At 74.6% G+C, this 24,815-nt stretch carries 23 protein-coding genes and 3 pseudogenes; 16 read left to right on the forward strand and 10 right to left on the reverse strand.

The window, feature by feature from the left end:
- Positions 1 to 6 precede the first annotated feature (6 nt).
- On the forward strand, positions 7 to 1,344 hold the full coding sequence (locus HNR68_RS17165; protein WP_179722383.1) for a PepSY-associated TM helix domain-containing protein: 1,338 nt from the start codon (positions 7 to 9) through the stop codon (positions 1,342 to 1,344).
- A 2-nt stretch (positions 1,345 to 1,346) separates the two neighbouring features.
- Positions 1,347 to 2,009: a DUF5134 domain-containing protein gene (locus HNR68_RS17170; RefSeq protein ID WP_179722385.1), complete on the forward strand. Its 663-nt coding sequence runs from the start codon at positions 1,347 to 1,349 to the stop codon at positions 2,007 to 2,009.
- A 41-nt stretch (positions 2,010 to 2,050) separates the two neighbouring features.
- On the opposite strand, the gene HNR68_RS17175 is transcribed toward HNR68_RS17170, so the two are convergent.
- Entirely contained in the window at positions 2,051 to 2,932 is an 882-nt protein-coding gene (locus tag HNR68_RS17175) for a universal stress protein (RefSeq protein ID WP_179722387.1), read from the reverse strand.
- 159 nt (positions 2,933 to 3,091) lie between these two features.
- Between HNR68_RS17175 and HNR68_RS17180 the strand changes: the two genes are divergently transcribed.
- The 4 genes and pseudogenes from HNR68_RS17180 to HNR68_RS17195 form a co-directional block, all read left to right on the forward strand.
- The gene (locus tag HNR68_RS17180; RefSeq protein ID WP_179722389.1) at positions 3,092 to 4,102 is read left to right on the forward strand and encodes an Acg family FMN-binding oxidoreductase; all 1,011 of its coding nucleotides are present in this window, start codon (positions 3,092 to 3,094) and stop codon (positions 4,100 to 4,102) included.
- A gap of 130 nt (positions 4,103 to 4,232) precedes the next feature.
- On the forward strand, positions 4,233 to 6,044 hold the full coding sequence (locus HNR68_RS17185) for a flavin-containing monooxygenase (RefSeq protein ID WP_179722391.1): 1,812 nt from the start codon (positions 4,233 to 4,235) through the stop codon (positions 6,042 to 6,044).
- A complete protein-coding gene (locus HNR68_RS17190; protein ID WP_179722393.1) occupies positions 6,034 to 7,632 on the forward strand; it encodes an outer membrane protein assembly factor BamB family protein in 1,599 nt (532 codons plus the stop codon). Before HNR68_RS17185 ends, HNR68_RS17190 begins: the two co-directional genes overlap by 11 nt.
- A 325-nt stretch (positions 7,633 to 7,957) precedes the next feature.
- Positions 7,958 to 8,146, forward strand: a pseudogene (locus HNR68_RS17195) (phosphodiester glycosidase family protein); the annotation flags it as partial.
- A 4-nt stretch (positions 8,147 to 8,150) separates the two neighbouring features.
- Here the strand turns inward: HNR68_RS17195 and HNR68_RS17200 are convergent.
- Positions 8,151 to 8,951, reverse strand: a complete 801-nt coding sequence (locus tag HNR68_RS17200) for a crotonase/enoyl-CoA hydratase family protein (RefSeq protein WP_179722397.1) — start codon at positions 8,949 to 8,951, stop codon at positions 8,151 to 8,153.
- A 165-nt stretch (positions 8,952 to 9,116) separates the two neighbouring features.
- Here HNR68_RS17200 and HNR68_RS17205 point away from each other — a divergent pair, with 165 nt between their 5' ends.
- From HNR68_RS17205 to HNR68_RS17215, 3 genes are all read left to right on the forward strand, one after another.
- Positions 9,117 to 9,812 (forward strand): FCD domain-containing protein, encoded by a 696-nt coding sequence (locus HNR68_RS17205; protein WP_179722399.1) that lies wholly within the window; start codon positions 9,117 to 9,119, stop codon positions 9,810 to 9,812.
- Between the two features lie 109 nt (positions 9,813 to 9,921).
- Complete coding sequence (locus HNR68_RS17210; RefSeq protein WP_179725149.1) at positions 9,922 to 10,830, forward strand: asparaginase; 909 nt, start codon at positions 9,922 to 9,924, stop codon at positions 10,828 to 10,830.
- A gap of 104 nt (positions 10,831 to 10,934) precedes the next feature.
- On the forward strand, positions 10,935 to 12,125 hold the full coding sequence (locus tag HNR68_RS17215; RefSeq protein WP_179722401.1) for an RtcB family protein: 1,191 nt from the start codon (positions 10,935 to 10,937) through the stop codon (positions 12,123 to 12,125).
- Positions 12,126 to 12,170: 45 nt separating this feature from the next.
- Here the strand turns inward: HNR68_RS17215 and HNR68_RS17220 are convergent, their stop codons facing one another.
- Entirely contained in the window at positions 12,171 to 13,172 is a 1,002-nt protein-coding gene (locus tag HNR68_RS17220) for an aldo/keto reductase family protein (protein WP_179722403.1), read from the reverse strand.
- A gap of 113 nt (positions 13,173 to 13,285) precedes the next feature.
- Positions 13,286 to 13,717: a phosphatase domain-containing protein gene (locus HNR68_RS17225; RefSeq protein WP_179722405.1), complete on the reverse strand. Its 432-nt coding sequence runs from the start codon at positions 13,715 to 13,717 to the stop codon at positions 13,286 to 13,288.
- Positions 13,718 to 13,824: 107 nt separating this feature from the next.
- On the opposite strand from HNR68_RS17225, the gene HNR68_RS17230 reads away from it, so the two are divergent.
- Together HNR68_RS17230 and HNR68_RS17235 are read left to right on the forward strand one after the other, a co-directional pair.
- A complete protein-coding gene (locus tag HNR68_RS17230; protein ID WP_179722407.1) occupies positions 13,825 to 14,604 on the forward strand; it encodes an SDR family NAD(P)-dependent oxidoreductase in 780 nt (259 codons plus the stop codon).
- Positions 14,605 to 14,645: 41 nt separating this feature from the next.
- Positions 14,646 to 15,125, forward strand: coding sequence for a cupin domain-containing protein (locus HNR68_RS17235; protein ID WP_218888336.1), 480 nt, complete (start codon positions 14,646 to 14,648; stop codon positions 15,123 to 15,125).
- 3 nt (positions 15,126 to 15,128) lie between these two features.
- Here HNR68_RS17235 and HNR68_RS17240 read toward each other — a convergent pair whose 3' ends face one another.
- On the reverse strand, positions 15,129 to 15,977 hold the full coding sequence (locus tag HNR68_RS17240; protein WP_179722409.1) for a PhzF family phenazine biosynthesis isomerase: 849 nt from the start codon (positions 15,975 to 15,977) through the stop codon (positions 15,129 to 15,131).
- On the opposite strand from HNR68_RS17240, the pseudogene HNR68_RS17245 reads away from it, so the two are divergent.
- Positions 15,871 to 17,106, forward strand: a pseudogene (locus HNR68_RS17245) (AI-2E family transporter); the annotation flags it as partial. The gene HNR68_RS17240 and the pseudogene HNR68_RS17245 overlap by 107 nt on opposite strands.
- Positions 17,107 to 17,228: 122 nt before the next feature.
- Here the strand turns inward: HNR68_RS17245 and HNR68_RS26870 are convergent.
- On the reverse strand, positions 17,229 to 17,813 hold the full coding sequence (locus HNR68_RS26870; protein ID WP_343050201.1) for a DUF6292 family protein: 585 nt from the start codon (positions 17,811 to 17,813) through the stop codon (positions 17,229 to 17,231).
- Between the two features lie 59 nt (positions 17,814 to 17,872).
- On the opposite strand from HNR68_RS26870, the gene HNR68_RS17250 reads away from it, so the two are divergent.
- Together HNR68_RS17250 and HNR68_RS17255 are read left to right on the forward strand one after the other, a co-directional pair.
- A complete protein-coding gene (locus tag HNR68_RS17250) occupies positions 17,873 to 18,133 on the forward strand; it encodes a GlsB/YeaQ/YmgE family stress response membrane protein (RefSeq protein WP_179722413.1) in 261 nt (86 codons plus the stop codon).
- A 204-nt stretch (positions 18,134 to 18,337) separates the two neighbouring features.
- Positions 18,338 to 19,390 (forward strand): hypothetical protein, encoded by a 1,053-nt coding sequence (locus tag HNR68_RS17255; protein WP_179722415.1) that lies wholly within the window; start codon positions 18,338 to 18,340, stop codon positions 19,388 to 19,390.
- 18 nt (positions 19,391 to 19,408) lie between these two features.
- Here HNR68_RS17255 and hxlB read toward each other — a convergent pair whose 3' ends face one another.
- The 4 genes and pseudogenes from hxlB to HNR68_RS17275 form a co-directional block, all read right to left on the reverse strand.
- The gene (gene hxlB / locus HNR68_RS17260) at positions 19,409 to 19,933 is read right to left on the reverse strand and encodes a 6-phospho-3-hexuloisomerase (RefSeq protein WP_179722417.1); all 525 of its coding nucleotides are present in this window, start codon (positions 19,931 to 19,933) and stop codon (positions 19,409 to 19,411) included.
- A complete protein-coding gene (locus tag HNR68_RS17265) occupies positions 19,930 to 20,853 on the reverse strand; it encodes an orotidine 5'-phosphate decarboxylase / HUMPS family protein (protein WP_218888337.1) in 924 nt (307 codons plus the stop codon). The genes hxlB and HNR68_RS17265 overlap by 4 nt, the downstream gene beginning before the upstream one ends.
- A gap of 8 nt (positions 20,854 to 20,861) precedes the next feature.
- A pseudogene (locus HNR68_RS27670) lies at positions 20,862 to 21,209 on the reverse strand (fumarylacetoacetate hydrolase family protein); the annotation flags it as partial.
- Positions 21,206 to 22,486, reverse strand: a complete 1,281-nt coding sequence (locus tag HNR68_RS17275) for an MFS transporter (RefSeq protein ID WP_179722424.1) — start codon at positions 22,484 to 22,486, stop codon at positions 21,206 to 21,208. The pseudogene HNR68_RS27670 and the gene HNR68_RS17275, both read right to left, overlap by 4 nt.
- 135 nt (positions 22,487 to 22,621) lie before the next feature.
- Between HNR68_RS17275 and HNR68_RS17280 the strand changes: the two genes are divergently transcribed.
- Together HNR68_RS17280 and HNR68_RS17285 are read left to right on the forward strand one after the other, a co-directional pair.
- On the forward strand, positions 22,622 to 23,380 hold the full coding sequence (locus HNR68_RS17280; protein ID WP_343050202.1) for an IclR family transcriptional regulator: 759 nt from the start codon (positions 22,622 to 22,624) through the stop codon (positions 23,378 to 23,380).
- Positions 23,381 to 23,477: 97 nt separating this feature from the next.
- Positions 23,478 to 24,806 (forward strand): pyroglutamyl peptidase, encoded by a 1,329-nt coding sequence (locus tag HNR68_RS17285; protein WP_179722426.1) that lies wholly within the window; start codon positions 23,478 to 23,480, stop codon positions 24,804 to 24,806.
- The last annotated feature ends 9 nt before the right edge of the window (positions 24,807 to 24,815 follow it).

Consider the following 24,815-nt stretch of genomic DNA (forward strand, 5'->3'; position numbering starts at 1 on the left):
AGCAGCATGTCAGTCGAGGAGGCCGGCGTCCGCGAGCGAGCAGCGCAGGTGCGGCGCACCGACGAGCCGTGGTGGCCCGCGCTGCGACCGCTGGTGCGGCGCCTGCACTTCTACGCCGGGGTCTTCGTCGGGCCGTTCCTGGTGGTGACCGCCGTCACCGGGCTGCTCTACGTCTTCAGCCCGCAGCTGGAGCAGGCCCTCTACGACCGCGAGCTGCACGTGCCGCCGGGCCCCACGGTGCACCCGCTGGACGTCCAGGTCGACGTGGCCCGCGACGCGCTGCCCGGCGCGCAGCTCACCGCCGTGCGCCCGGCGCCGACGCCCACCGACACCACGCGGGTGATCTTCGACGACCCCGAGGTGGAGGAGGACAGCCACTACCGCACCGTCTTCGTCGACCCGCACACCGCCGAGGTCCGCGGCGTGCTGCCGACCTACGGCAGCAGCCAGTCGCTGCCGGTGCGCACCTGGCTCGCCCAGCTGCACCGCAACCTGCACCTCGGGGAGGCCGGCCGGGTCTACAGCGAGCTCGCCGCCAGCTGGCTGTGGGTGGTGGCGCTCGGCGGGCTGCTGCTGTGGGTGCGGCGCAAGCGCCGCAGCCGCACGTCGCTGGTCGTGCCCCGGTTCCGCGGCGGGGGTCGGCCCCGGGTGCTGTCCTGGCACGGCGCGGTCGGCCTGTGCGCGTGCGCCGGCCTGCTGTTCCTCTCCGCCACCGGCCTGACCTGGTCGCTGTTCGCCGGGGAGCACGTGACGCAGCTGCGCGGCGCGTTGTCGTGGGAGACGCCGACCGTGTCCACGGCACTGCCGCACCCCCCGACGGGGGACGTCGGCTTCGACCGGGTGCACGCCGCTGCGGTCGCGCACGGCATCACCGGGCCCGTGGAGATCACCGCGCCGCGCGGGGGCGCCTACGCGGTCACGCAGACCGAACGGCACTGGCCGACGCAGCTCGACTCCGTCGCGGTGGACCCGGGCACCGGGCAGGTGGTCGCGGAGCTGCGCTTCGCCGACCACCCGCTCATGGCCAAGCTCGCCCGCTGGGGTGTGGACGCGCACATGGGCCTGCTGTTCGGGCTGCCGAACCAGCTGCTGCTCGCCGCGCTGACCACCGGGCTGACCGCCCTGGTCGGCATGGGCTACCGGATGTGGTGGTTGCGCCGGCCGACACGCGGCTTCGGCTCCCCACCGCAGCGCGGCGCGTGGCGGCGGGTGCCCGGCCGGGTGCTGGCGCCGGTCATCCTCGTCGCCGCGTTCACCGCCTACGCGTTCCCGCTGCTGGGCGCCTCGCTGCTGCTGTTCCTGGTCGTCGACGTCGCGCTCGGCGCGCGCACGGAGGGAGCCTGACCGTGGTGGAACCCCTGCTGCTCCGCTGGGTCCTGACGGTGCTGTTCACCGCTGCCGGGTCGTGGGCGCTGCACCGGCTGGTCCGGGCGGAGCCGATCGCGCCGCTGTCCGGCCGCGCCGCCGCAGCCGGGACGGACCGGGTGACGCCCGGGGGCCCGGTGGTGCGGATCAACGCGGCCTGGCACGTGGTGATGTGCGCGGCGATGCTCGCGATGTGCTGGCCGTGGGGCACCGCGGTGCCCGTCGGCCCGCAGCTGGTGGTGCTCGGGGCGATGGCGGCGTGGTTCCTGCTGCTGACCGCCATCACCCGCTGGTGCCCGGGGCACCGCCGGTGGCAGCAGGCCCACCACGCGGTGATGGCGGCGGCGATGTGCTGGATGCTGGTCGCGATGCCCGCCCCGGCGCCCGGGTCCGGTCACGTCCACCACCACGCGGTGGGAGCCGGGACCCTGGCCGCCGCACCGGTCGCTCCGGCCGGAACGGAGGCCGCCGGGTTCCTGGCGCTGGGCGTGGGTTTCGTCCTGACCGCCCTGCCGTGGCTGTCCGCGGCGGTGGACATCGGCCGGTTCGCACGGACCCGGCCGCAGCGCGCGGCCGCCTACGAGGCGGCCTGCCACGCCGCCACGGCGGTCGGCATGGGCGCGATGTTCCTGGCCGCGGCCTGACCCGACCGGTCCGCACTGGACTCAGGCGGTCCGCAGTGGACTCAGGACACCCGCAGGACCGCGACCGGGCAGGGCGCCCGGTTGACCACCGCGTGGCTGACCGAGCCGAGCAGGCTGCGCCGCACGCGGCCCCGGCCGTGGCTGCCGACGACCGCCAGTCCCGCCTGCGCCTGCTCGACCTCCCGCAGCAGCGCCTGGGTGGGCTTCTCCGGGGTGACCACGCGCCGGACCGAGACGTCCGGGTACTGCTCGCCCCAGCCGGCGATCGCCTCCGCCAGGACGCCCTCGGCCTCCTCGCGGACCTCCGACCACGGCAGCTCCCACCGCGCCACCCGCTCGAACGGGTCCAGCGGCAGGTCGCTCCAGGCGTGCACGGCCACCAGCTCGCAGCGGTTGCGGGAGGCGAAGTCGAAGGCGAACTCGAGCGCGGCGCGACTGCCCGCCGACCCGTCCACGCCCACCACGACCGGGTCCGACCCCGGCTCGTCGCGCCCGCCGCGGACCACCACGACCGGAGCGCCCCCGCGCCGGGCCAGCAGTTCCGCCGAGGTCGCCCCCACCCCGACGGCCGGTTCGAGCCGCGGCCCGCCGAGCACCAGCAGCTCGGCCGTGGCCGCCATGCCCGCGAGCACCTGGACCGGGTCGCCGAACGGCAGCTCGCTGCGCACCGGCAGGTCGGCGTCGATGCGCTTGCACTCGTCGACGAGGTCGGCCAGTTCGCGGCGCAGCGCCTGCACCAGGGGCTCGCTCACGTCGCCCTCCCCCGGCACCCGGATGGCCGTGCGCTCCTCGAACGGCCAGGCGAGCACGTGCACCAGGTGCAGCGGTCGGCCGCGACCAGCGGCTTCCCACGCTGCCCAGCGCACCGCGCGCCGTGACGACTCCCTGAAGTCGAACCCGACCACGACCGCCTCGCTCGACATGCGCACTCCCCCCACTGGCTCCACTCCAGGCTCTCCCCCCACGGGCCCGGGCGTCAGAGCACTTCGTCATCGCCCTGCTGCCGGACAGTGACCATCGGCTCTACCTCCCCCACGATCGCCCGGACAGGCTTGGGGTGCAGCGGGCGACGGAGGAACCACATGAAGACGACCATCACGCCAGTGGGCGCCCTGACCGCCGATCACGTGCGCGACGCCCTGCTCGCGGCGACCGCCGCGCCCTCGCTGCACAACTCCCAGCCCTGGCGGTTCCACTGCACGCCGAGCGCGATCGAGCTGCACGCCGACCGCTCGCGCGCGCTGGAGGTGGCCGACCCGGAGCACCGCGAGCTCATGCTGGCCTGCGGCGCCGCCCTGCTGAACCTGCGCCTGGCGATCCGCGCCAGCGGGACGCTCCCGGACGTCCGGCTGTTCCCCGACCCCGCGCAGCCGGACCTGCTGGCGACGGTGCGGCCGGCCGCGCAGCGCCCCGCGACCCCGGCCGAGCGGGAACTCGCGGCGGCGATCCTGCGACGCCGGACCAACCGCAAGCCGTTCCACCCCGACCCGGTGCCCGCCGCGCTCCAGGCGGCACTGCGGCACGCAGCCGAGGCCGAGCGGGGCTGGCTCGCCGTCCTGGACCCGCCGCAGCGCCTGGTGCTGTGCGGGCTGGCCCGGCAAGCGCACCAGGCGCAGCTCGACGACCCGGCGTTCGTGGCCGAGTGGCGGCGCTGGACCGGCAGGAGCGGCGAGGACAGCGAAGGCGTGCCGGCGCGCAGCAGCGGGCCGATCCCCGAGCCGCAGGACGAGTACGTGCTGCGCGACTTCAGCGGCGGCAGTGCGCGTCCCCGCGTGCCGGGCAAGGACTTCGAGCCGGACCCGATGATCTGCGTGCTCGGCTCCTTCCAGGACTCCAAGCACGCGCAGCTGCAAGCGGGCACGGCCATGCAGCGGGTGCTGCTGACCGCGACCGCCAACGGGCTGGCCGCCTCGTTCCTCTCCCAGGTGGTCGAGGTGCCGGCCACCCGGCGAGAGCTGCGCCACCTCATCGGCGGGGGCCTGTGGCCGCAGATCGTGCTGCGCATCGGCTACGGATCGCCCGTGCCGGCCACCCCGCGGCGGCCCCTGGAGGAGGTCGTGACCGGCGAGCTCGCCCCGCACCGCAGCGGCTGACCGCCGGGGCGCCGACCGGAACCTGCGTCGACGTGCGCGCTGACCACGCTGGTACTGTTTTAAGTCAGTCAGCTGAATTAAGGTCGCGCACCCGCGGCCGCGGTCGATCGCTCCCGTGAGGAAGGCCAGCATGTCGACGCCCCCGCCGCTGCGGATCCCCGACCGACTCGACTTCGACCCCGACGCACTGCGCGAGCGCTACCGCCTGGAGCGCGAGCGGCGGATCCGCCCCGACGGCAGTGGGCAGTACCGGCGCGCGGAAGGCGAGTTCGGCTACTACGCCGACGACCCGTACGTGGAACCGGGCTTCACCCGGGACCCGCTGCGCGACCGGGTGGACGCCGTGGTGATCGGCGGGGGCTTCGGCGGGCTGGTGGCCGGTGCGCGGTTGCGCCAGGCCGGGCTGGAGCGGATCCGGATCATCGAGAAGGGCGGCGACTTCGGCGGCACCTGGTACTGGAACCGCTACCCGGGCGTGCACTGCGACATCGAGTCCTACGTGTACCTCCCGCTGCTCGCGGAGGTGGGCTACGTCCCGGAGTGGAAGTACTCGCCGGGCGAGGAGATCCGCCAGCACGCGATGGCGATCGGCCGCACCTTCGACCTCTACCGCGACGCCTGCTTCCAGACCGCCGTGCGCGACCTGCAGTGGGACGACGGCGAGTGGATCGTGCGCACCGACCGCGACGACGAGGTGCGCGCGACGTACGTGGTGGTGTCCAACAGCACGCTCGACCACCCCAAGCTGCCGGGCATCCCCGGCATCGAGACCTTCACCGGGCACACCTTCCACACCAGCCGCTGGGACTACGGCTACACCGGGGGCGGACCGGACGGCGGCCTCACCGGCCTCGCCGACAAGCGGGTCGCGCTGATCGGGACCGGTGCCACGGCCGTGCAGGTCGTCCCGCACCTGGGGCGCGACGCGCAGCACCTCTACGTCTTCCAGCGCACGCCGTCGACGGTCGACGTGCGCGGCAACCGGCGCACCGACCCGGAGTGGGCGGCCTCGCTCGAACCCGGCTGGCACGCCCGGCGCCGGGAGAACTTCCAGGCCGTGGTCAGCGGCCACGAGGTGGACGAGGACCTGGTGGACGACGCCTGGACCGCCAGCGCCCACGTGCTCGGCACGATCATCGCCACCGACGCCCGCGCGCACCTGCCGCGCGACGAGTGGGAGCGGATCGAGGAGGTCCTGGACTTCCAGAAGATGAACCAGCTGCGCGCCCGGGTCGAGGCGATCGTCGAGGACCCGGCCACCGCCGAGCTGCTCAAGCCCTGGTACCGCTACGGCTGCAAGCGGCCCACCTTCAGCGACGAGTACCTGCAGACGTTCAACCGCCCGAACGTCACCCTCGTCGACACCGCCGACCACGGCGGGGTCGAGCGCATCACCGAACGCGCGCTCGTGGTCGGCGACGCCGAGTACGACGTGGACTGCATCATCTTCGCCACCGGCTTCGAGGTCGGGAAGTCCGACGTGATGACCGGGCGGCTCCCGGTGCGCGGCAGGGACGGCGTCGAGCTGCTGGAGTCGTGGCGCGAGGGCGGGGTGCGCACCCTGCACGGGTTCTGCACCCACGGCTTCCCGAACCTGTTCCACCTCGGGTCGCTACAGAACGCCCCGTCGGTGAACTTCGTGCACGTGCTCGACGAGCAGGCCATCCACATCGGTGCCGTGGTGGCCGAAGCGCGCCGGCGCGGGGTCAAGTGCATCGAGCCGACCCCGGAGGCCGAGCGGGCCTGGGTGGAGACGATCCGGGCGACCGCGCCGGACCAGGAGCGGTTCGCGGCCGAGTGCACCCCCGGCTACTACAACAACGAGGGCAAGCCCCGCGGTCCCCGGCAGACCTACGGCCCCGGGCCGGCCGCCTTCCAGCGGCTGCTGCGGGAGTGGCGCGAGGGCGAGGGCATCAACGAGGTGCTCGGCGATGCGCGCTGATCCCGGGCCCACCCGCTACGACCGCACCGGTCGGCTGCGCCCGCGCAGCGAGCGCTGGCGGATCGAGCGGCTCACCCGGGCCAACCCGCTGTGGGGGTCCAACGGCATCGCGTTCGGCCCGGACGGCCGGCTCTACGTCGCGCAGTACGTGGCGGGCCGCATCAGCGCCGTGGACATCGGCTCCGGGGACGTCGAGGTGGTCGTCGACGTCGACGGCCCGGTCCAGTCGCCCGACGACCTCGCCTTCGGCGCCGACGGCTCGATGTACATCACCGACCTCACCCCGGGCCGGGTGTGGCGGCGCGCCCCGGACGGCACGATCACGCTGGTCGCCGAGGACGTCCTGGCGCCCAACGGGATCGCCTGCGTCGGCGACCGGGTGTTCGTCAACGAGATGCGGCCGGGCGGCCGCGTGCTCGAGGTGACGCCCGGGACCGGACCCGTGGTGCTCGCCGACGGGCTGGCGATGGGCAACGCGATGCAGCTCGGCCCGGACGGCTGCCTGTACTACCCGCACATGGTCACCGGCGAGGTGCACCGCGTGCCGCTGGACGGCGGCGCACCGGAGCTGGTCGCCGAGGACGTGCACGCGCCGGTGGCGGTGCGGTTCGACCGCGGCGGGGTGCTGACCGTGCTCTCGCGCGGCGAGGAGGGCATCGTCACCCGCATCGACCTGTTCGGTTCCGGCGACCGCACGGTCGTCCCCGGCGAGGTGTCCGGGATGGACAACGCCGCGTTCGACACCGAGAACCGCATGTTCGTGTCCAGCTTCGCGGCGGGCGGGATCGCCGAGCTCGCGCCCGACGGCCGGGCGCGCACGGTGGTGCCGAGCGGGCTCGTCGGCCCCTTCGGGGTGGCGGTGCACCGCTCAGGCACCGTGTTCACCGGCGACAACCACCGGCTGGCCACTGTGGACGACGGCGAGCCGGTCACGCGCGAGCTGCTCGTGCACAGCCACGGCGTCGCCGCCGACGACGGCGGGCGGGTGCACCTCACCTCGCAGTTCGGCGACGTGCGCAGCTACGACCCGGACGACCGGGTGCTCACCACCCGCGCCCGGCGGCTGTCCCGGCCGACCGGGGTCGCCGCGCGCGCCGACGGCAGCCTCGTGGTGGCCGAGACCGGCGCCGGTCGCGTGGTCGCCATCGCCGAGGACGACACCCTCACCGTGCTGGCCGAGGGCCTGGGCGCACCGGTCGACGTCGCGGTGGACGAGCGGGACCGCTGCTACGTGACCGACGAGCAGCGCGGCACGGTGTCGCTGGTCGGCGAGGACGGGACCCAGGTCGTCGCCGAGGGGCTCGACGCGCCGCAGGGCATCGCCGCGGTCGGCGAGGAGCTGTTCGTCGTCGAGACCGGCCGGCGCCGGCTGCTCGCCGTCGACCCGGCGACCGGCGAGCGGCGCGTGGAGGCGCAGGACCTCGCCGTCGGCCTGCCCCCGGGCACCGCACGCCCGCAGCCCGCGCTGTCCACCTGCGGACTGCCCGGCGTGCCGGTGCCCTTCGCGGGCGTGGCCGCCGGTCCCGACGGCTCGCTCTACGTCTCCGCCAACGGCGAAGGCAGCGTGCTGCACCTGCGCCGCGGATAGCCCGCGCTGATCACCTCCTCGACAGCCGCGGTTCGGGTGGATCACACCGGTCGTTCGCCCCGGGACGGTGCGGTGATCGAACCGGTAGTGCCCGTCCGGGGGAGGCGATCGGTGCTCGCACCCACCCGACGTGCGCGCCGCGGGGCGTGCACCGCGGTCGCGGTCGGTGTGCTGCTGCTGTCCGCTCCACCGGTGACCACCGCGGAACCGCTGCGCACCGGGACGGTGCTGGCGCCGGGGGCACCTACCGGGCCTTCGCGATGTCCACTGTGCACGGCCCGGTGGTCGGCCACCTGCTCGCTCGACGGGGTCGGCCGCCAGCGCCGGGTTGACCGTGCGCGCCACGGCCGAGCTCCTGCGTTCCGCCGCCGTCGAGGGGGTGGTCCTCGACGGCGCCGGCTCGACGACCGTGGCGGTGCGCGGCCCCGGCCAGGACCGGGCGACGGTGCGGAACGCGCCTTCCGACGGCGTCCCGCGCCCGGCGGCCAACGGGGTGGGCGTCTTGTCCCGCTGACCGGCTACCGGAAGGTGCGGTTGACGTACTCGGCGACCTTCCCGGCGGCGCCGGCCTTGCGGGCGATCTTGTGGTTCGCACCGAGCAGGAGCCGGAGCTGGTAGACGCTCTCCAGGCGGAAGGCCTGCCACGGGGAGACGTGCCGGGTGCGCTGGAACAGGCGCTTGGTCGCGGCGAGCGCGTCCGGGGAGCGGGTCGCGAGCTGCTCGGCCAGCTCCACCGCCGCCGCGCGCGGGTCGTCGGCGACCTCGGTGACCAGGCCCAGTTCGTGCGCCTTGGTCCCGTCGAAGACCTCCGCGGTCATGGCCAGCCGCTTGGCGACGTCCATCGGCAGCAGCTCGCGCAGGGTGGCGGTGCCGCTCATGTCCGGGACCAGGCCCCACTTCGCCTCCATCACGGAGAACTGCGCGTCGGGCTTGGCGAACCGGAAGTCGGCCCCCAGGGCGAGCTGGAGCGCGCCGCCGAAGCAGTGTCCCTGGATCACCGCCAGGACCGGGACCGGCAACCGCCGCCAGGCCCAGCACGCCTCCTGGTAGAGGTTGGTCGAGCGCCACGGGGGCCGGAAGAAGTGGAACATCATCTGGCCCTGGTTCTTGGTCACGGAGGCGAAGTCCAGCCCGGCCGAGAACGAGCGCCCGGCACCGCTGAGGACGACCGCCCGCACCGACCGGTCGGCGCGCACCTCGGCGGCGGCGTCCACCAGCCCGCGCAGCATGGCGAGGTCGAGCCCGTTGAGCCGGTCCTCCCTGGTCATGGTGACGTGGGCCAGCGGCCCGTCGATCTCGACCGACACGCGATCCGACATGGCGACTCCTCGGGTTCCAGCGGTGGACCACCCGATCCTACTGATCGGTAACATCCGCGCGGTCGGCGGCCTCGGTCGACGACGCTCGGTCACCGCTGTGTCCTGCACCGCTGGTGGCGGCCACGGAGTTGACAACCGCAGTGCACCCAGATCACCCTTTCGGGCGTGAACCTGTCTGACAGCCGGACAGCGGGCGTCCGCCGGGTCAGCGCGCAGGAGGCCGTGCTGGCCCACCTCCGCGACGCCATCGTGCGCGGCGAGCACCCGGTCGGCGCGAAGCTGCCCTCCGAGGCGGCCCTCGGCGCGGAGTTCGAGGTCAGCCGGTCGGTGGTGCGCGAAGCGCTGCGCGGTCTGCAAGCGCTCGGGCTCACCGTGTCGCGGTCCGGCAAGGGCACCTTCGTGATCGCCGACCGGCCGGTCGACAACCCGAGGTTCGGCTCCTACTCGGCGCGGGACCTGCTGGAAGTGCGCCGCCACGTCGAGGTGCCGGCGGCCGGCTACGCCGCCGAGCGGCACACCGCCGACGACCTCCGGCAGCTCACCGACCTGCTGGAGCGGATGGCCCGCGAGACCGACGACAGCGCCTGGGTCGCGCTGGACTCGCTGTTCCACGTCACCGTCGCCCGGGCCTCGGGCAACCCGGTGTTCGGCAAGGTCATCGAGGAGGTCCGGGACGCCCTGACTAGGCAGTCGGCGCTGCTGAACCAGCGCGGCGAGCGCCGCGCGGAGTCCGACGCCGAGCACCGCCGGCTCGTCGAGGCCATCGCCAGCGGCAGGCAGGACGCCGCGACCGAGGCGATGGCCGACCACCTGGCGAACGTCGAGCACGCGCTCAGCGACCTCGTCGGACGCCCCCGATGACGCCCGCTGTCCGCACGCGAGGTCCTGTGAGGAGGACTGAGAGGTGAACCCCGCTCCCCCGGTCGCCGTGCCCGCGCACGCCCCGCTGGTGCACGTCCTGCGCGACGGCATGGTGGAGAGCGTGCACCACGGGTCGGTCGTGGTGCTGGCCCCGGACGGCTCGACGCTGTTCCAGGCCGGTGACGTCGATGCCGCCTGCTACCCGCGCTCGGCGGCCAAGCCGGTGCAGGCGGCGGCCATGGCCCGGCTCGGGCTGTCGCTGCCGCCGGAGCTGCTGGCGCTGACCGCGGCCAGCCACTCCGGCGAGCCGTTCCACCTCGAGGGCGCCCAGCGCGTGCTGGCCGCGAGCGGGTCCACCGAGGACGACCTCGGGAACCCGGCGGACCTGCCGTTCGACCCGGTCGAGCGGGACCGCTGGATCGCCGCGGGCCGACCGGCGCGCAAGCTGGCACACAACTGCTCCGGCAAGCACGCGTCGATGCTCCTGACCGCGCGTGAGAACGGCTGGCCTACCGAGGACTACCTGGACCCCGACCACCCGCTCCAGCGCGGGATCGCCGCCACCGTCGAGGAGCTCACCGGGCAGCGGATCGCCCACGTGGCCGCGGACGGCTGCGGCGCACCGCTGTTCGCGGTCTCGCTGCGCGGCCTGGCCACCGCGGTCGGCCGGATCGCCCGCGCACCGGGCGGATCACCGGAAGCAGCCGTCGCGCGGGCGGCGCGGGCCCACCCGGAGATGGTCGCCGGGACCCGCCGCGACGCCACCGCGCTGATGCGGGCCGTGCCGGGCCTGATCGCCAAGGACGGCTTCGAAGCGGTGCAGGTCGCCGCCCTGCCGGACGGCACCGCGGTCGCCGTGAAGATCGCGGACGGCACCGACCGGGCACGGCTGCCCGTCACGGTGGCCGCCCTGGCGCTGGCCGGTGTCCCCCGCGAGGCCCTCGCGCCCTTCACCGACCCGCGGTTCGCGGTGGTCGACGCGCTCGCGGACCCCCGCGGCCCGGTGCCGGTCCACTGAGGACGGAGCGGCTCTCCCGCGGTGGGGACGCGGAAACCGGTGGCGTCGCACCGTGGTTCCGCGCGATCATCGTCGCGTCGCGGGAGGACGGAGGAAGGACGAGCATGCACACGGCAGTCGGCGGCGCCAGGGTGCCGATCCGGATGTGGGCGGACCCGCAGTCCGTGGAGGACGCCGCGATGCGCCAACTGCACGACGTCACGAACCTGCCGTGGGTGCACGGTCTGGCCGTGATGCCCGACGTGCACCACGGCAAGGGCGCCACCGTCGGCAGCGTCATCGCCATGCGCGACGCGGTGTCCCCGGCCGCGGTGGGCGTGGACATCGGGTGCGGGATGAGCGCGGTGCGCACCTCGCTGACCGCCGGCGACCTGCCGGACGACCTGGGCGTGCTGCGGCGGCGCATCGAGGCGGCCGTGCCGGTCGGCTTCGCCGTGCACCGCGACCCCGTCAACCCGGCCCGGGTGCCGGGCACCGGCGGCTGGGACCGCTTCTGGTCCTCCTTCCGGGACCTGCACCCGGGTGTGCAGGACTTGCGGGACCGGGCGCGGGCGCAGCTGGGGACCCTCGGCGGGGGCAACCACTTCATCGAGGTCTGCCTGGAGCAGGGCGGTCCGGACGACGGGCGCGTGTGGCTGGTGCTGCACTCGGGTTCCCGGGGCATCGGCAACGAGCTGGCCAAGCGGCACATCGACATCGCCCGCGGGCTCCCGCACAACGCCGACCTGCCGAACCCCGACCTCGCGGTGTTCGTGGCCGGCACGCCGGAGATGCAGGCGTACCGCCGCGACCTGTTCTGGGCGCAGGAGTACGCGGCGCGCAACCGCGCGACGATGCTGGCGCTGGTGCAGCAGGCGCTGGCCGACACGGTGCCGGGCACGCGCTTCGACGCGCCGATCTCGTGCCACCACAACTACGTGGCCGAGGAGGTGCACGACGGCGTCGAGGTGCTGGTGACGCGCAAGGGCGCGATCCGCGCCGGGGCGGGCGACCTGGGCATCATCCCCGGCAGCATGGGCACCGGTACCTTCATCGTGCGCGGCCTGGGCAACGCTGAGGCCTTCGAGTCCGCCTCGCACGGTGCGGGCCGCCGGATGTCGCGGACGAAGGCGCGCAAGACCTTCACCGAGCAGGACCTGGCGGAGCAGACCGCGGGCGTGGAGTGCCGCAAGGACGCCGGTGTGGTCGACGAGATCCCGGCCGCCTACAAGGACATCGAGTCGGTCATCGCGGCGCAGACCGACCTCGTCGAGGTCGTCACGCACCTGAAGCAGGTGGTCTGCGTCAAGGGCTGACCCCCGGGCAGGGTGCGGGGGACCCGCGGGTGCCCCCGCCCCGCGCTAGTTGCGGGTCTTCGGAGCGTTGGCCTTGGTCAGCGCCGGGTCGCGGACGACGACCGGGTCCAGCACCTCGTCGATCGCGGCCATCAGGTCGGCGTCGAGCCGCACCCCGGCCGCCTTGACGTTCTCCGTGACCTGCTCCGGCCGGGAGGCGCCCATGATGGCGGCGGAGACGTTGTCGTTCTGCAGCACCCACGCCACCGCCAGCTGGGCGAGCGAGAGCCCGGCCTGGTCGGCCAAGGGCTCGAGCTGCTCGACCCGCGTCAGCACGTCGTCGCGCAACCAGCGGGAGACGAAGCCCGCGCCGGTCTCGTCGGTGGCCCGGCTGCCCGCGGGCGGTTCCGCGCCCGGCCGGTACTTGCCGGTGAGCACGCCCTGCGCGATGGGTGACCACACGACCTGCCCGATCCCGAGCTCGGCGCTGGTGGGCACCACCTCGTCCTCGATGACCCGCCAGAGCATCGAGTACTGCGGCTGGTTCGACACCAGCGGGATCCGCAGCTCGCGGGCGAGCTTGTGCGCGGCGCGGATCTGCTCGGCGGTCCACTCCGAGACCCCGATGTAGAGCGCCTTGCCCGCCCGGACCACGTCGGCGAAGGCCTCCACGGTCTCCTCCAGCGGCGTCTCCGGGTCGAACCGGTGCGCCTGGTAGACGTCCACGTAGTCGGTCTGCAGCCGGCGCAGCGAGGCGTCGATCGACTCCGCGATGTGCTTGCGGGAGAGTCCGCGGTCGTTGCGCCCCGGCCCGACCGGGAAGTAGACCTTGGTGAAGATCTCCAGCCCGGACCGGCGTTCGCCGCGCAACGCCCGGCCGAGCACCTCCTCAGCACGCCCTTCCGCGTAGACGTCGGCCGTGTCGAACGTGGTGATCCCGGCGTCGAGCGCCGCGCGGATGCACGCGTGCGCGGCCTCCTCCTCGACCTGCGATCCGTGGGTCAGCCAGTTCCCGTAGGCGATCTCGCTGATCACCAGACCACTGCGGCCGAGATGGCGGAACTCCATCGTTCACCCCCCGCTCGTCGACGTGCCTCTCCGGAGCCCGCGCGGCTCCGGCACGAGTATGGCGCGCGACGCCGACCGCGGCCGGGCGGCCGAGGGCCCGCGACGCGGGGCGATCACGGCGCGTAGCGCGCCACGTAGCGCTTCTGCCAGGGGGTTTCGACCGCGCGCCGGTCGTGGTGGGCGCGCACGAAGGCCACCGCCTCGGCCGCGGGCACCCCGTCGATGACCGCCAGGCAGGCCAGCGCCGTGCCGGTGCGTCCCCGGCCCCCACCGCAGGCGACCTCCACCCGCTCGTGCTCGGCCCGCTCCCAGGCCTCGCGGAACACCCGGCGGGCCTCGTCCCTGTCGGCCGGCAGGCGGAAGTCCGGCCAGCGCAGCCACCGGCTCTCCCACTCCACCGGTGGTGGCTGCGTGCCGAGCAGGTACACCGCGAAGTCCGGGCGGGGCCCTGCCGGCAGCGGTCGCCGCAGGGCCCGCCCGCGGACCATGCGACCCGACGGCAGCTGCAGCACGCCGGGCGCGGTCGGCTCCCACGTGTCGATCACCCCGCCAGGCTACCCACGGCGGGGTCCGCGGCGCACCCGATCACGGCTGCCCACTGCGGTGCGGCACCCTGGGAGCGACGACGTGCGACGACGGAAGGGGGACGGGCATGGTCCAGGTGCCGGGCTCGGACGGCCTCGCGGGCGGGGTCGCGCTGGTGACCGGCGCGAGCGGCGGCATCGGCAGCGGCATCGCACGCCGGTTCGCGCAGGCCGGGGCGCGGGTGGTGGTCCAGTACCACCGCGACGAGGCCGGTGCGGCCGAGGTGGTCCGCGACATCGAGTCGGCCGGCGGCGAGGCCGTGGCCGCCCAGGCCGACCTCCGCACCCCCGAGGGCGCCGACAGCGTCGTGCGGGTCGCCCTCGACACCTTCGGGCAGGTCGACGCCGCGGTGCTCTGCGCCGGGACCCAGCCCGTGCAGCCGCTGGCCGAGATGTCGCTCGCCGACTTCCGCGCGGTGCAGGAATCCAATGTGGACGCGACGTTCCTCGTGCTGCAGGCGGCCCACCGCGCGATGTCCCGGCAGGACGGCGGCGGTGCCGTGGTCGCCATCGGGTCGATCGTGGGCTCCCAGCCGAAGCCGGGATCGGCGCACTACGCGGTGTCCAAGGCGGCGGTCGGCATGCTGGTGCGCGCGGCGGCCCTGGAGTACGCGCGCGACGGGGTCCGGGTCAACCTGGTCTCCCCCGGCCTGGTGGAACGCCCGACGATCCGGACGGACTGGCCGGAGGGCGTGGCGGCGTGGGAGTCAGGCAACCCGATCAGCCGGCTCGGGCGGCCGACGGACGTGGCCGACGCGTGCCTGTTCCTGTGCGGCCCGGCCAGCAGCTGGGTGACCGGGCAGGAGCTGGTCGTGGACGGCGGCGCCTCGGTCCGCCCCACCTGGTGAGCCGCGCGGACCCCGAACACGACGACCCGGGAGGTGGGACGGTGGCACTCGGTGTGCCCGGCGGGGACGACCCGGCCGTCGGGCGAGCGCTGGTCGAACGGCTCGGCCTGGAGCCGCTGGAGGGCGAGGGCGGTCACGTGCGGCGGACGTACGCCGACGGGACCCTGTCCTCCGCGCTGTACCTCATGGTGGCGCCGGACTTCTCCGCCCTGCACAAGCTGGACACCACCGAGGTGTACCACTGGCAGGGCGGAGCTCCGGTCCGGATGCTCGTGCTCGAGCCCGACGGCACCAGCCGCCGGGTGGTGCTGGGGCCCGACCTCGACGCCGGTCAGGTGCTGCAGACCGTCGTCCCGGCCGGCGCCTGGCAGGGCTCCCGGCCGGACGGCGGGTGGTCGCTGGTGGGGCTGACGCTCGCGCCACCGTTCCACGTCGGCGGGTTCACCCTCGGCACGCGCGCCGAGCTCCGCCGCGGCTGGCCCGCGGTCGCCGACGAGATCGACGAGCTGACGCGGGAGTGACCGTCACACGCTGACCTCACCCCGGACGCAGTCCGCCACCGCGCCCCCGACCCAGGTGGTGCCGTGCTCGTCACGGTCGACCGTCACCCGGCCGTCGGCTCCCACCACCGTGCCCTGGCGCGCGACGTAGTGCTCGGGAGCGCGGCCGCTGTCGATGAGCCACTGCGCGAGGCCGGCGTTGAGGCTGCCCGTCACCGGGTCCTCGACCACCTGCCCACCGCCCGGGAAGAACGCGCGCACCTCGAACTGGTGCGCCGCACCCGGTGGTTGCGGGCCCACCACCCCCAGCGGCGGCAGCGTCGCCGGCGGGGTGGGCACCTGCAGCACCTCCTCCGCGCTGCCGAGCAGGACCGCCACCCAGCCGGGCCCGTTGTCCACCCACTGGGCGTCACGCAGCTGCCCCGGCGCCAGGTCCAACCCGCGGGCGAGCGCGGCGCGCAGCCCGTCGTCGACCGGGCCCTGGCGCACCAGCGGCGGGGCGGCGAAGGCGTACCGGCCCTCCGCCACGCGCAGCTCGACGAGGCCGGCGGCGCACTCCTGGACCACGCGCGGCCCGACCGGGCCCGGTTGCCGGGTGGCCCAGGCGTGGCAGCTGCCGAGCGTGGGGTGGCCGGCGAACGGCAGCTCACCGGACGCGGTGAAGATCCGCACCCGGTAGTCGGCCCCCGGGCGGGTCGGCGGCAGCAGGAACGTGGTCTCGGAGAGGTTGGTCCACCGCGCGAAGCGCTGCATCTGCTCGTCGGTCATGCCGTCGGCGTCCAGCACCACGGCGAGCGGGTTGCCCAGGCACGGGGCCGTGCCGAACACGTCGACCTGGGCGAAGGGGCGGCGGTGTCCACGGGATGTCGTCACCGGCCCATGCTCGCAGCGAACCGGCCCGGTGCGCGAGGTCCAATCCCGGCCCGGTGGCCCGGCCGCGGCGCCGGCCGCCGGACGCGACCGGCCACAGTGGACACCCCGGTCGGGCGGCGCGTTCGGTGATGAGCCCTGCAGGCCAACCACGTGCTGTGGGAGGTCCCGGCGCGAGCGGGGTTCCCCGCGGTCTGCGCGTCGCGGCTGCCGTGGGGTGGCGCCTGCTGGTGCCGGTCGCCGTGCTGTGGGTGGTGTGGCGGGTCTTCGAGCCGCTCTACGGCGAGGTCATGTCGGTCGCGGTCGCCGCGCTGCCGGCCGCGCTCATGGTCCCGGCGGTGGACTGGCTGGTGCGACGGGGCTTCCGCGCACCCTGGCCTCCGTGCTGGTGCTCGTCGGCGGCCTGTGCGCGCTCGGCGCGGTGCTCGCCGTGGTGGTCGGCACGCTGGTCGAGGGCTTCTCCGGACTGTCGGCGCAGCTGACCGCGAGCTTCGAGCGGATCCACCGGTGGCTCCTGCGCGGTCCGCTGGACCTCGACCAGCAGCAGCTCGACGAGGTGTTCCGGCAGCTCACGCAGGCGCTGCGGATCGACCAGGGCGGCCTGCCGACGACCGCGCTGGCCACCACCGGCACGCTGCTGCGGGTCCTGGCCGGGACGCTGCTCGGGCTGTTCACCCTGTTCTTCCTCCGCGGCGCCGGCCGGACCTGGTCGTTCGTGGTGGGCGTGCTGGTACCGCGGCACGTCCGCGACCGCGTGCACGTCGCCGGACGGCGCGGGTTCGGCACGCCGGTGGCCCACGTCCGCGCGACGGCGGCGGTGGCGTTCCTCGACGCCGCGCTGATCGGCACCGGCGCGGCGGTGCCCGGCGTGCCGCTGCCGTTCGTGCTGGCCGTGGTGATCTTCCTCTACGCGTTCGTGCCCTGCGTCGGCGCGGTGGTCCCCGGCGGGCTGGCGGTGCTCGGTCGCGCTGGCCGCCGACGGGTTCGTCACCGCGTTGATCATGCTGGCGTCGGAGTGGGCGTGATGCAGGTGGAGGGACACGTGCTGCAGCCGCTGCTGCTCGGCCACGCCGTCCGGCTGCACCCGCTGGCGGTGGTGCTCAGCGTGGCCTCGGGCTCCACCGCCGCCGGAGTGGGCGGTGCGGTGCTGGCCGTCCCGCTGGTGGCCACGGCGAACACCGTCGTGCGCTCGCTGGCGGCCGACTCCCGGACCGCCCCGGGCCCGGGCGCGGACAGCCAGCACCCGTGGGGCCGTCAGGCCCGGAACTGCGCGAGGCGGTGCTCCAGCTCGTCCCCGGCGTTCGGCATGCGGAACGCCGGGGGCAGCACCAGGCCCGGGCTGCGGCCCCGGACCGCCTCGCCCAGGAACTGCCGCACCACCTCCGTGCCCGGCAGGATGTCGCCGCCCAGGAACTGCAGCGCGGTGGTGTCCCCGGTGCCGTCGGTCTCGATCCGCAGCGCCCACCCGCTGACCTCGTCCCAGGTCAACAGCAGCGGGAACTCCAGCAGTGTCGGCACGCGCGAGCGCAGCAGGATGATCGCGGTGGCCAGCCCGTCGTCGAAGTCGACGTCCACCTCCGCCACGTCGTCCCCCAGCGCGTCCGCCACGGACCGGATGTAGTCGACCAGGCCGCTGGCCGCGGGCCCCCTCGTGTCCATCGCCGTCCCCCCTCGGTGCTCGGACATCCGCACCTCACGGGTATCCACGCCGACCTGGGGACAGACGTCCCGAAGGCGTGAACCGTCCGCTGGGGACCGGGGCACGTGCGCCGCAGGCTCCTCAGCGGTCACACCAGCACCGGTCGGCGCCGCACGCAACCGGAACCTCGTCGGATGCATGCACCAGCCGCACAGTGGGTAGTCGGGGAGTCACCAACCCGTTGGAAGGGAGTCCCACCATGGGCGTGCTCAGCTGGATCGTGTTCGGCCTGATCGCCGGTGCGATCGCGAAGTTCATCCTCCCCGGCAAGGACCCGGGCGGGATCATCGTGACCATCCTGATCGGCATCGTCGGCGGGTTCCTCGGCGGCTGGATCGGGTCGCAGTTCACCGGCACCGGAGTGACCGGCTTCAACCTGATGAGTTTCGTGTGGGCCATCGTCGGCGCACTGATCCTGCTGGCGATCTACCGCATGATCTTCCACCGCAGCCACGCCTGACCAGCGCCCTCCGGGGCCGACCACGGGCGTCGACCGAACGGGCGCTTCGCCCCTCCGCGGGAGGTGAGGACCTGCACCGATGAGCGGGGTCTGCGAGAGTTGGACCACCGCGATCACGCCACCGCGACACCTCCGGCCGATCCCGGAGGCGCGATGTCCCGATCACCGTGCCACTCCGCAGGCCCCGACTCACCGGAGGTCTCCATGGCATCCCCGCACGGACGCCGCGTCCACCTGGTCGGTTCGCTGCCGCGCAGCGTCGCCCCCGACGCCGCTTCCGGCGTGCGCTGGGCGCTCCACCACGCCGGGGCCGCCGAGCTCGACGCGCTGCCCAGCGACGTGGACCCGGACTGGATCCTCACCTACCTGCTGTCCCGCGCCGCGGTCCCGGCGTTCGAGGTGGTCAAGCACGGGGACGGCAGCTGCTACGCCCAGCTCCCGGTGCACCGGGTGCGTCCCGGGCACCGGTTGACCGTCGACGACGTCGCGCTGGGCCGACCGCGCGTCGCGGACGCGGCCGTCGCCGCGCGCCGCGAGCTCGGCGTCGCCCCGCCCGTGCAGATCAGCGTGCCGTCCCCCGTGGACCTGGCGGTGTTCACCGTGGGCGTGGCGCAGCTGCCGCGGGTGCTCACGGTCTACGAGCAGATGGTGTGCTCGGAGGTCGCGTCCATCGCGGAGCGGCACGGCGCCGCGGTGACCTTCCAGCTGGAGTCGCCTGCGGTGCTCTACGCCATGCAGCGGGTGCCCGGCGCGGCCCGCCCGGCCGCGGCGCGCGTGCTCGCGCACCAGCTGTCCCGGGTGATCACCGCCGTCCCGCGGTCCACGCGGTGGACGCTGCACCTGTGCTACGGCGACCTCGGGCACCGGGCGCTGTTCCGGCCGGCCGGGTTGCGCCACGCCGTGCTGGTGGTCAACGCGCTGGCGGCGCGGCTGCGGACGACCGGGCACCGGGTGCCCGCCGTGCACGTCCCGATGGCCCACGGCGACCAGCCGCCGCCCTCCTCCGCGTCGGCCTACGTGCCGCTGCGCGACCTCGTCCGCGGCATCGACGTCATCGCGGGCTGCGTCGACGAGCACCACCCGGGGCTGTCCGCGCGGGCGCTCCGGCACACCGAGGCCGCGCTGGGCCAGCCCGTGGCCGGTGTCGCGGCCGCGTGCGGGCTCGGGCGCCGCACGGAGGAGGAGGCCCGGCTCAACGTCGAGCTCGCCGGCCGGCTCGCGCAGCTCGGCCCGGTCCGGCTGCCCGCCGCCGTGTGACCAGCGGCGGCGCTGGGCTCACTCCGTGGTGACGTGGGCCTGCTTCGCCGCGGCGTTGTCGATCCGCCGGAGCTCGGCGAGGTGGGCGCACTGGTCGATCAGGCTCGACAGCGGCTGGGCCGTGCCCGCCTCCCCCGCTCGCCGGTGCTTGGTCGCCGCGGGGACGTGCACCACGCCGTGCGCACCCGCGGCCAGCGGCGAGCTGGGGTCGGTGGTCACGGCGAGCACCCGGCCGCCCGCAGCGCGGGCCACCTCGGCCGCGCGCACGGTCCCCGGCGTGGTACCCGAGCCCGACACCGCCACCAGGGCGTCGCCGGTCGTCATCGCCGGGGCGGTCGCCTCCCCGACGACGTGCGCCCGGGAGCCCAGGTGGACCAGCCGCATCGCGAAGGCGCTGGCCATGAACCCCGAGCGACCGGCGCCGGCGACGAACACCCGCTGCGCCGCGTCGAGCTCGGCCACCGCGGCCTCGAGCCGGGCGCGGTCGGTGCGGGCCAGGACCGCGCTGATCTCGTCCTGGACGGTTGCCACCAGGTCGTTCACCGCTGTGCTCCTCGGATCGCCTCGGACAGCGTCGCTGCCGCCCGCCCCGGGGCCGGGGCCGAGGTGATCGCCGAACCGACGATCACGCGGAGGTCCGGGTGCGCGGCGCGCAGCCGGACCACCTCGGCGAGGCCGAGGCCGCCGGCCACCGCGACCGACCGCCCCCTCGTCCAGGGGCCCAGCGCCGCCTCCACCCCGGCCCCGCCCGCCTGCGCGTCCTTCCCGACGTGCGCGGTGACGACCACGTCGGCGGGCAGCCGGGCGAGCAGCGCGTCGCGGCGCAGGGGCCCGGTCTCCACGAGGTCGAGCACGGTCTCTCCCCCGGCCTCGGTGGCCACCTCGACACAGCGGTCGATGGTGGCGTCGGCCGCCAGGGCCAGGACGGTCGCGCCGCGGGCCCCGGCAGTGAAGGCCATGCCGGACTCGGTGGCCGCGTCGTCGGCGGTCTTGAGGTCGGCGAGCACCGGGGTGGTGCCCGCCGCGGCGACCACCTCGGACACGCTCGCCGTGCCGTACCGCTTGATCAGCGAGGTGCCCACCTCGACCCAGTCGGCGTGCGGCGCGACGTCCCGGGTGGTCCGGACCGCCTCCCAGGCATGCGCGCTCCGCACCACCGGGCAGCGCAGCGCGCCGATCCCGGCGACCTCCGCGGTCACCGACACGCCTGGGCGCAGCGGCGCCGTGGTCCCGGGGGCACCGGTGCGCACCACGTCGCCCGGGCGCAGCCCGACCAGTTCGGACAGGTACGCCACCACCTCGAACGGGCCGCGGGCGAGGTCGGCCGTGCTCGCCGACGCCACCTCGACGTCGTCGAGCCGCAGCGAGATCCGCGCGTCGTCGACGGCCACGTCGGTCTCGATCCACGGGCCGCGCGGGGTGAAGCCGCTGCGGCTCCCCGCCTCCGTCCACAGTGGATCCATTGCTGCGCGTCGCGTCCGGTGACGTCCAGCGCGACGGTGAACCCGCGCAGCGCGGCGGGCACGTCCTCGGCCCGGGCGTGGCGCAGCGGCGCGCCGGCCACCACCGCGAGCTCGGCTTCGGCGTCCACCCGGCCGATCCCGTCCGGGAGCGGGACGGGCTCGCCGGGCCCGACCACGCCGGCCGCGGCCTCGAGGAACGCACCCGGTGGCAGCGCGCGGTCGGCCGGGCCGGTGTGGTGCGCCGTGCCGAACACCGTCCCGGGACCCGCCGGCGCCAGCAGCGTCCCGGGCACCTCCCCGTCGACCGCCTCCGCCGTGGTCGCGCGGGTGCCGTCCCAGTGGCGCACGATCCTCACGCGAAGCTCGCCTGCCGCTCGCGCGCGGCCCGCGTGCCGCCGCCCACCAGCGGGGTGAGCACCGCGGCGAGCACCGTGGCGGCGGCCATCATGACGAACGACGCCGCCGTGCCACCGGTGATGTCGTTGAGCCAGCCGACCAGGTAGGTCCCGACGAACCCGCCGACCGAACCGGCCGTGTTGACGCAGGCCACGCCCGCGCCCGAGAAGTTCTTCGGCAGCACCTCGGCGACGTGCGCGAAGTACGGCCCGTAGGGCGCGTACATGGCGCCACCGGCCACCAGCAGCAGCAGGTAGGCCCACCAGAAGTGGTCCGGTCCGACCACGTAGGACAGCAGGAAGCCGACGCCACCGAGCAGCAACCACGGCCAGACGTACCGGACCCGGTCACCGGCCCGGTCCGACATCCGCGAGTTGAGCACCATCAGCAGCGCCGCGACGCCGAAGGGCACCGCGGACAGCAGCCCGCTCATGCCGATCCCCTGCCCCGTCCCGGCGGCCACGATGCTCGGCAGCCAGAACACCAGGCCGTACACGCCGATGCTCCACAGCAGGTACTGCGCCGACAGCAGCACGACCGGGCGGGAGCGGAACGCCGCCGTGAACGAGCGGGCCGGGGTGGCCTGCTGCCGCTCCGCGTCCAGCGCGGCGGTCACCGCGTCCCTCTCGGCCGCGTTGAGCCACTTCGCTTCGGACGGGTGGTCGCTGACCAGCGCGCGGAAGACGAACGCCCAGACCACCGCGGGCAGGCCTTCGATGATGAACATCTCCCGCCAGCTGGTCAGCTCGATCAGGTACCCGGAGACGGCGTTCAGCCACATCACGGTGATCGGGTTGCCGAGGATGAGGATCGCGTTGGCGCTGCCCCGCTCGCGCTTGGTGAACCAGCGGGCCAGGAACACGACCATCGCGGGGAGCACGGCGGCTTCGACCGCGCCCAGCAGGAACCGCACCACGATGAGCGGCCCGGCGCTGTGCAGCAGGCCCTGCACCGCGGCGAGCACGCCCCACGCGAGGGTGCACCAGAAGATCAGCCCGCGCACGCTGCGCCGCTCGGCGTAGAGCGTGCCGGGGATCTGGAACACGCAGTACCCGAGGAAGAACGACGCTCCGACGAGCGAGGACATCGCGCCGCTGAGGGCCAGCTCCTCCTTCATCCCGCCGGCGACGCCGATCGCGAAGTTCGACCGGTCCAGGTAGGCCAGCGAGTAGGTCACGAACGCCACCGGGAGCAGGCGCAACCAGCGCTGCCGACCCAGCTCGACAGGTGATGCCAAGGCGGACTCCTTCGTCGCCCCTCTTACCACGATGTGGTAAGCTTTTCGCTATCGCGGGAAACAGTAGGAACCGCCGACCGCCGGTGTCAACGCGGCCGGTACCGTCTGCACGACCGCTGGGGAACGGAGGACCGAGTGCCGGAGCCGCGCGACGACATGGTGCGCAAGGCGCTGTGCCTGCTGGTGCTGCTCGGCGAAGCACCGCGCGGGACCACGTTGTCCGAGCTGGCCCGCCGAGCGGGTTACCCGGTCAGCACCACCCACCGGCTGCTGAAGTCGATCGCCCAGGAGAACTTCGCCGCGCTGGACGACGAGAAGCGCTGGCACCTCGGCCTGCGCTTGTTCGAGCTCGGCCAGCGGGTGCTGCACGCCCGGGGTTTCGCCGCCATCGCCGCGCCGGTGCTGGAGAAGGTCACCCAGCAGACCGGGGAACCCACGCTGATGTCGGTCCGCGACGGGCACGACCAGGTCTACGTGCACTACGCCGAAGGCACCCAGCAGGTGCAGATCACCGGCGAACCCGGCCAGCGCGGACCGCTGCACTGCACCTCGATGGGCAAGTGCCTCATCGCCTTCGCCCCGCCGCCCCAGCAGGAACAGCTGCTGGCCGAGCTGGAGCTGCCGGCGCTGGGACCCAAGACGATCACCGACCGCGACCGGTTCGCCGAGGAGATCGAGCGGGTGCGCCAGCAGGGCTACGCGATCGCCGACGAGGAGCACGAATCGGGCATCCTCGCCATCGGTGTGCCGGTGCTCAGCCCGGCCGGGCACGCCGTGGCGGCGCTGTCCACCGCCGCGCCCGCCTTCCGCAGCTCCCTGGAGCAGCTGCACACCTTCCTGGACCCGCTGCGCCGAGCGGCGAAGGAACTGGCCATCGGGCTGCCGCGCCGCTGACGGTCCGGTGTGGACCGGCGGTCCCGGCCCCTGGCGCGGAGCCGCCCCGGTGCGATCGAATGTGATCTCCACACCGATCGCACCGAGGAGGGCTCACGTGCGTCCACTCCGCCGCAGCATCGCGTGCACGGTCGCGTCGGCGACCCTGGCGCTGCTGGCACCCGCCGCAGCGCAGGCAGCACCCGACTGCACCGATCCGACCCGCCCGCTGACCGTCGAGGAGCAGCGGCTCCAGCGGCCCGAACCGCAGGAAGTGCTGGCCAGGAGCGGCTTCGACCGCGCAGGCCCCGCGTTCGCGGCGGCGCTGTGCGAGGTGGACGACCTGGCCGCCGCCGAGCGGCTGGTCAGCGCCGGCGGTGACCAGCTGTGGGAACGGGCGGTCGCCCGCGCCCAGGGCCGCGACGTCACCGGGGACCTGCCCACCGCCGACGACCGCCCGCTGTACTGGGCGCGGCTGAGCATGACCGCCGCACTGCGCCAGTGGGCACCGTCGTTCTCGCTCGACGACGAGCAGCGGGACCAGCTGCTGTGGAGGCTGGAACGCCACTCCCGCGGGCAGACCTCCGCGCGGTTCCCGCGCGGTGACGGCACCAAGCACGTGCTGGTCAGCGGTTTCGACCCCTTCCAGCTCAACGCCGACATCCGTCGCAGCAACCCGTCCGGCGCGTCCGCGCTCGCCCTCGACGGCACCGTGCTGCACACCGAGTCCGGGCCGGTCCGCGTCGAGGCCGTGGTGTTCCCGGTGCTGTGGCGGCCGTTCGAGCGCGGCGTGGTCGAGCAGACCTTCCTCCCGCACCTGCAGCCAGGACCCGACCAGGTCGACGCGTTCGCCACGATCAGCCAGGGACGTCCGGGGCAGTTCGACATCGAGCACTGGAACGGCCGCTGGCACACCGGCGTGGACAACGACGACGAGCAGCGCGAGGGCGTCATCGAGGTGCCGGAGGGCTTCCCGGCGGTGGAACCGCCGCCGGAGTTCGTGCCGACGACCCAGCCCTACGCGGCCATCGTGCGCGCCGACACCGGCCGCTTCCCGGTGTTCCACAACACCGAGGTCACCGAGATCCCGGCCGGCGGGACCGAGCCCGTGGTGCGGCCCGACGGGCCGACGCCGGGGTCGGTCGCCCGCGCGGGCGGCGGCGGCAGCTACCTGTCCAACGAGGTCGCCTACCGGACGACCGCGCTGCGCGACGCGGTCGGTGCGGACCTGCGCGGCGGCCACGTCCACACCCCGGTGCTCACCTTCGCCCCGGACAACCAGGACGAGCTCGTCGACCCGGTCTTCACCCGGGACCTGCAGGACATCGTCGCCCAGGTCACCGCGATCGTCGGGGTCGCAGCCACCGCGGAGGAGGAGGTCTCCACCGCGGACGTGCCCACGACACCGCGCGACCACACCGGACGCGTCCCCGCGCCGTCGATGTGAGGCGCCGCC

It is taken from the genome of Saccharopolyspora hordei (genome assembly GCF_013410345.1).
Lineage (GTDB): Bacteria > Actinomycetota > Actinomycetes > Mycobacteriales > Pseudonocardiaceae > Saccharopolyspora > Saccharopolyspora hordei.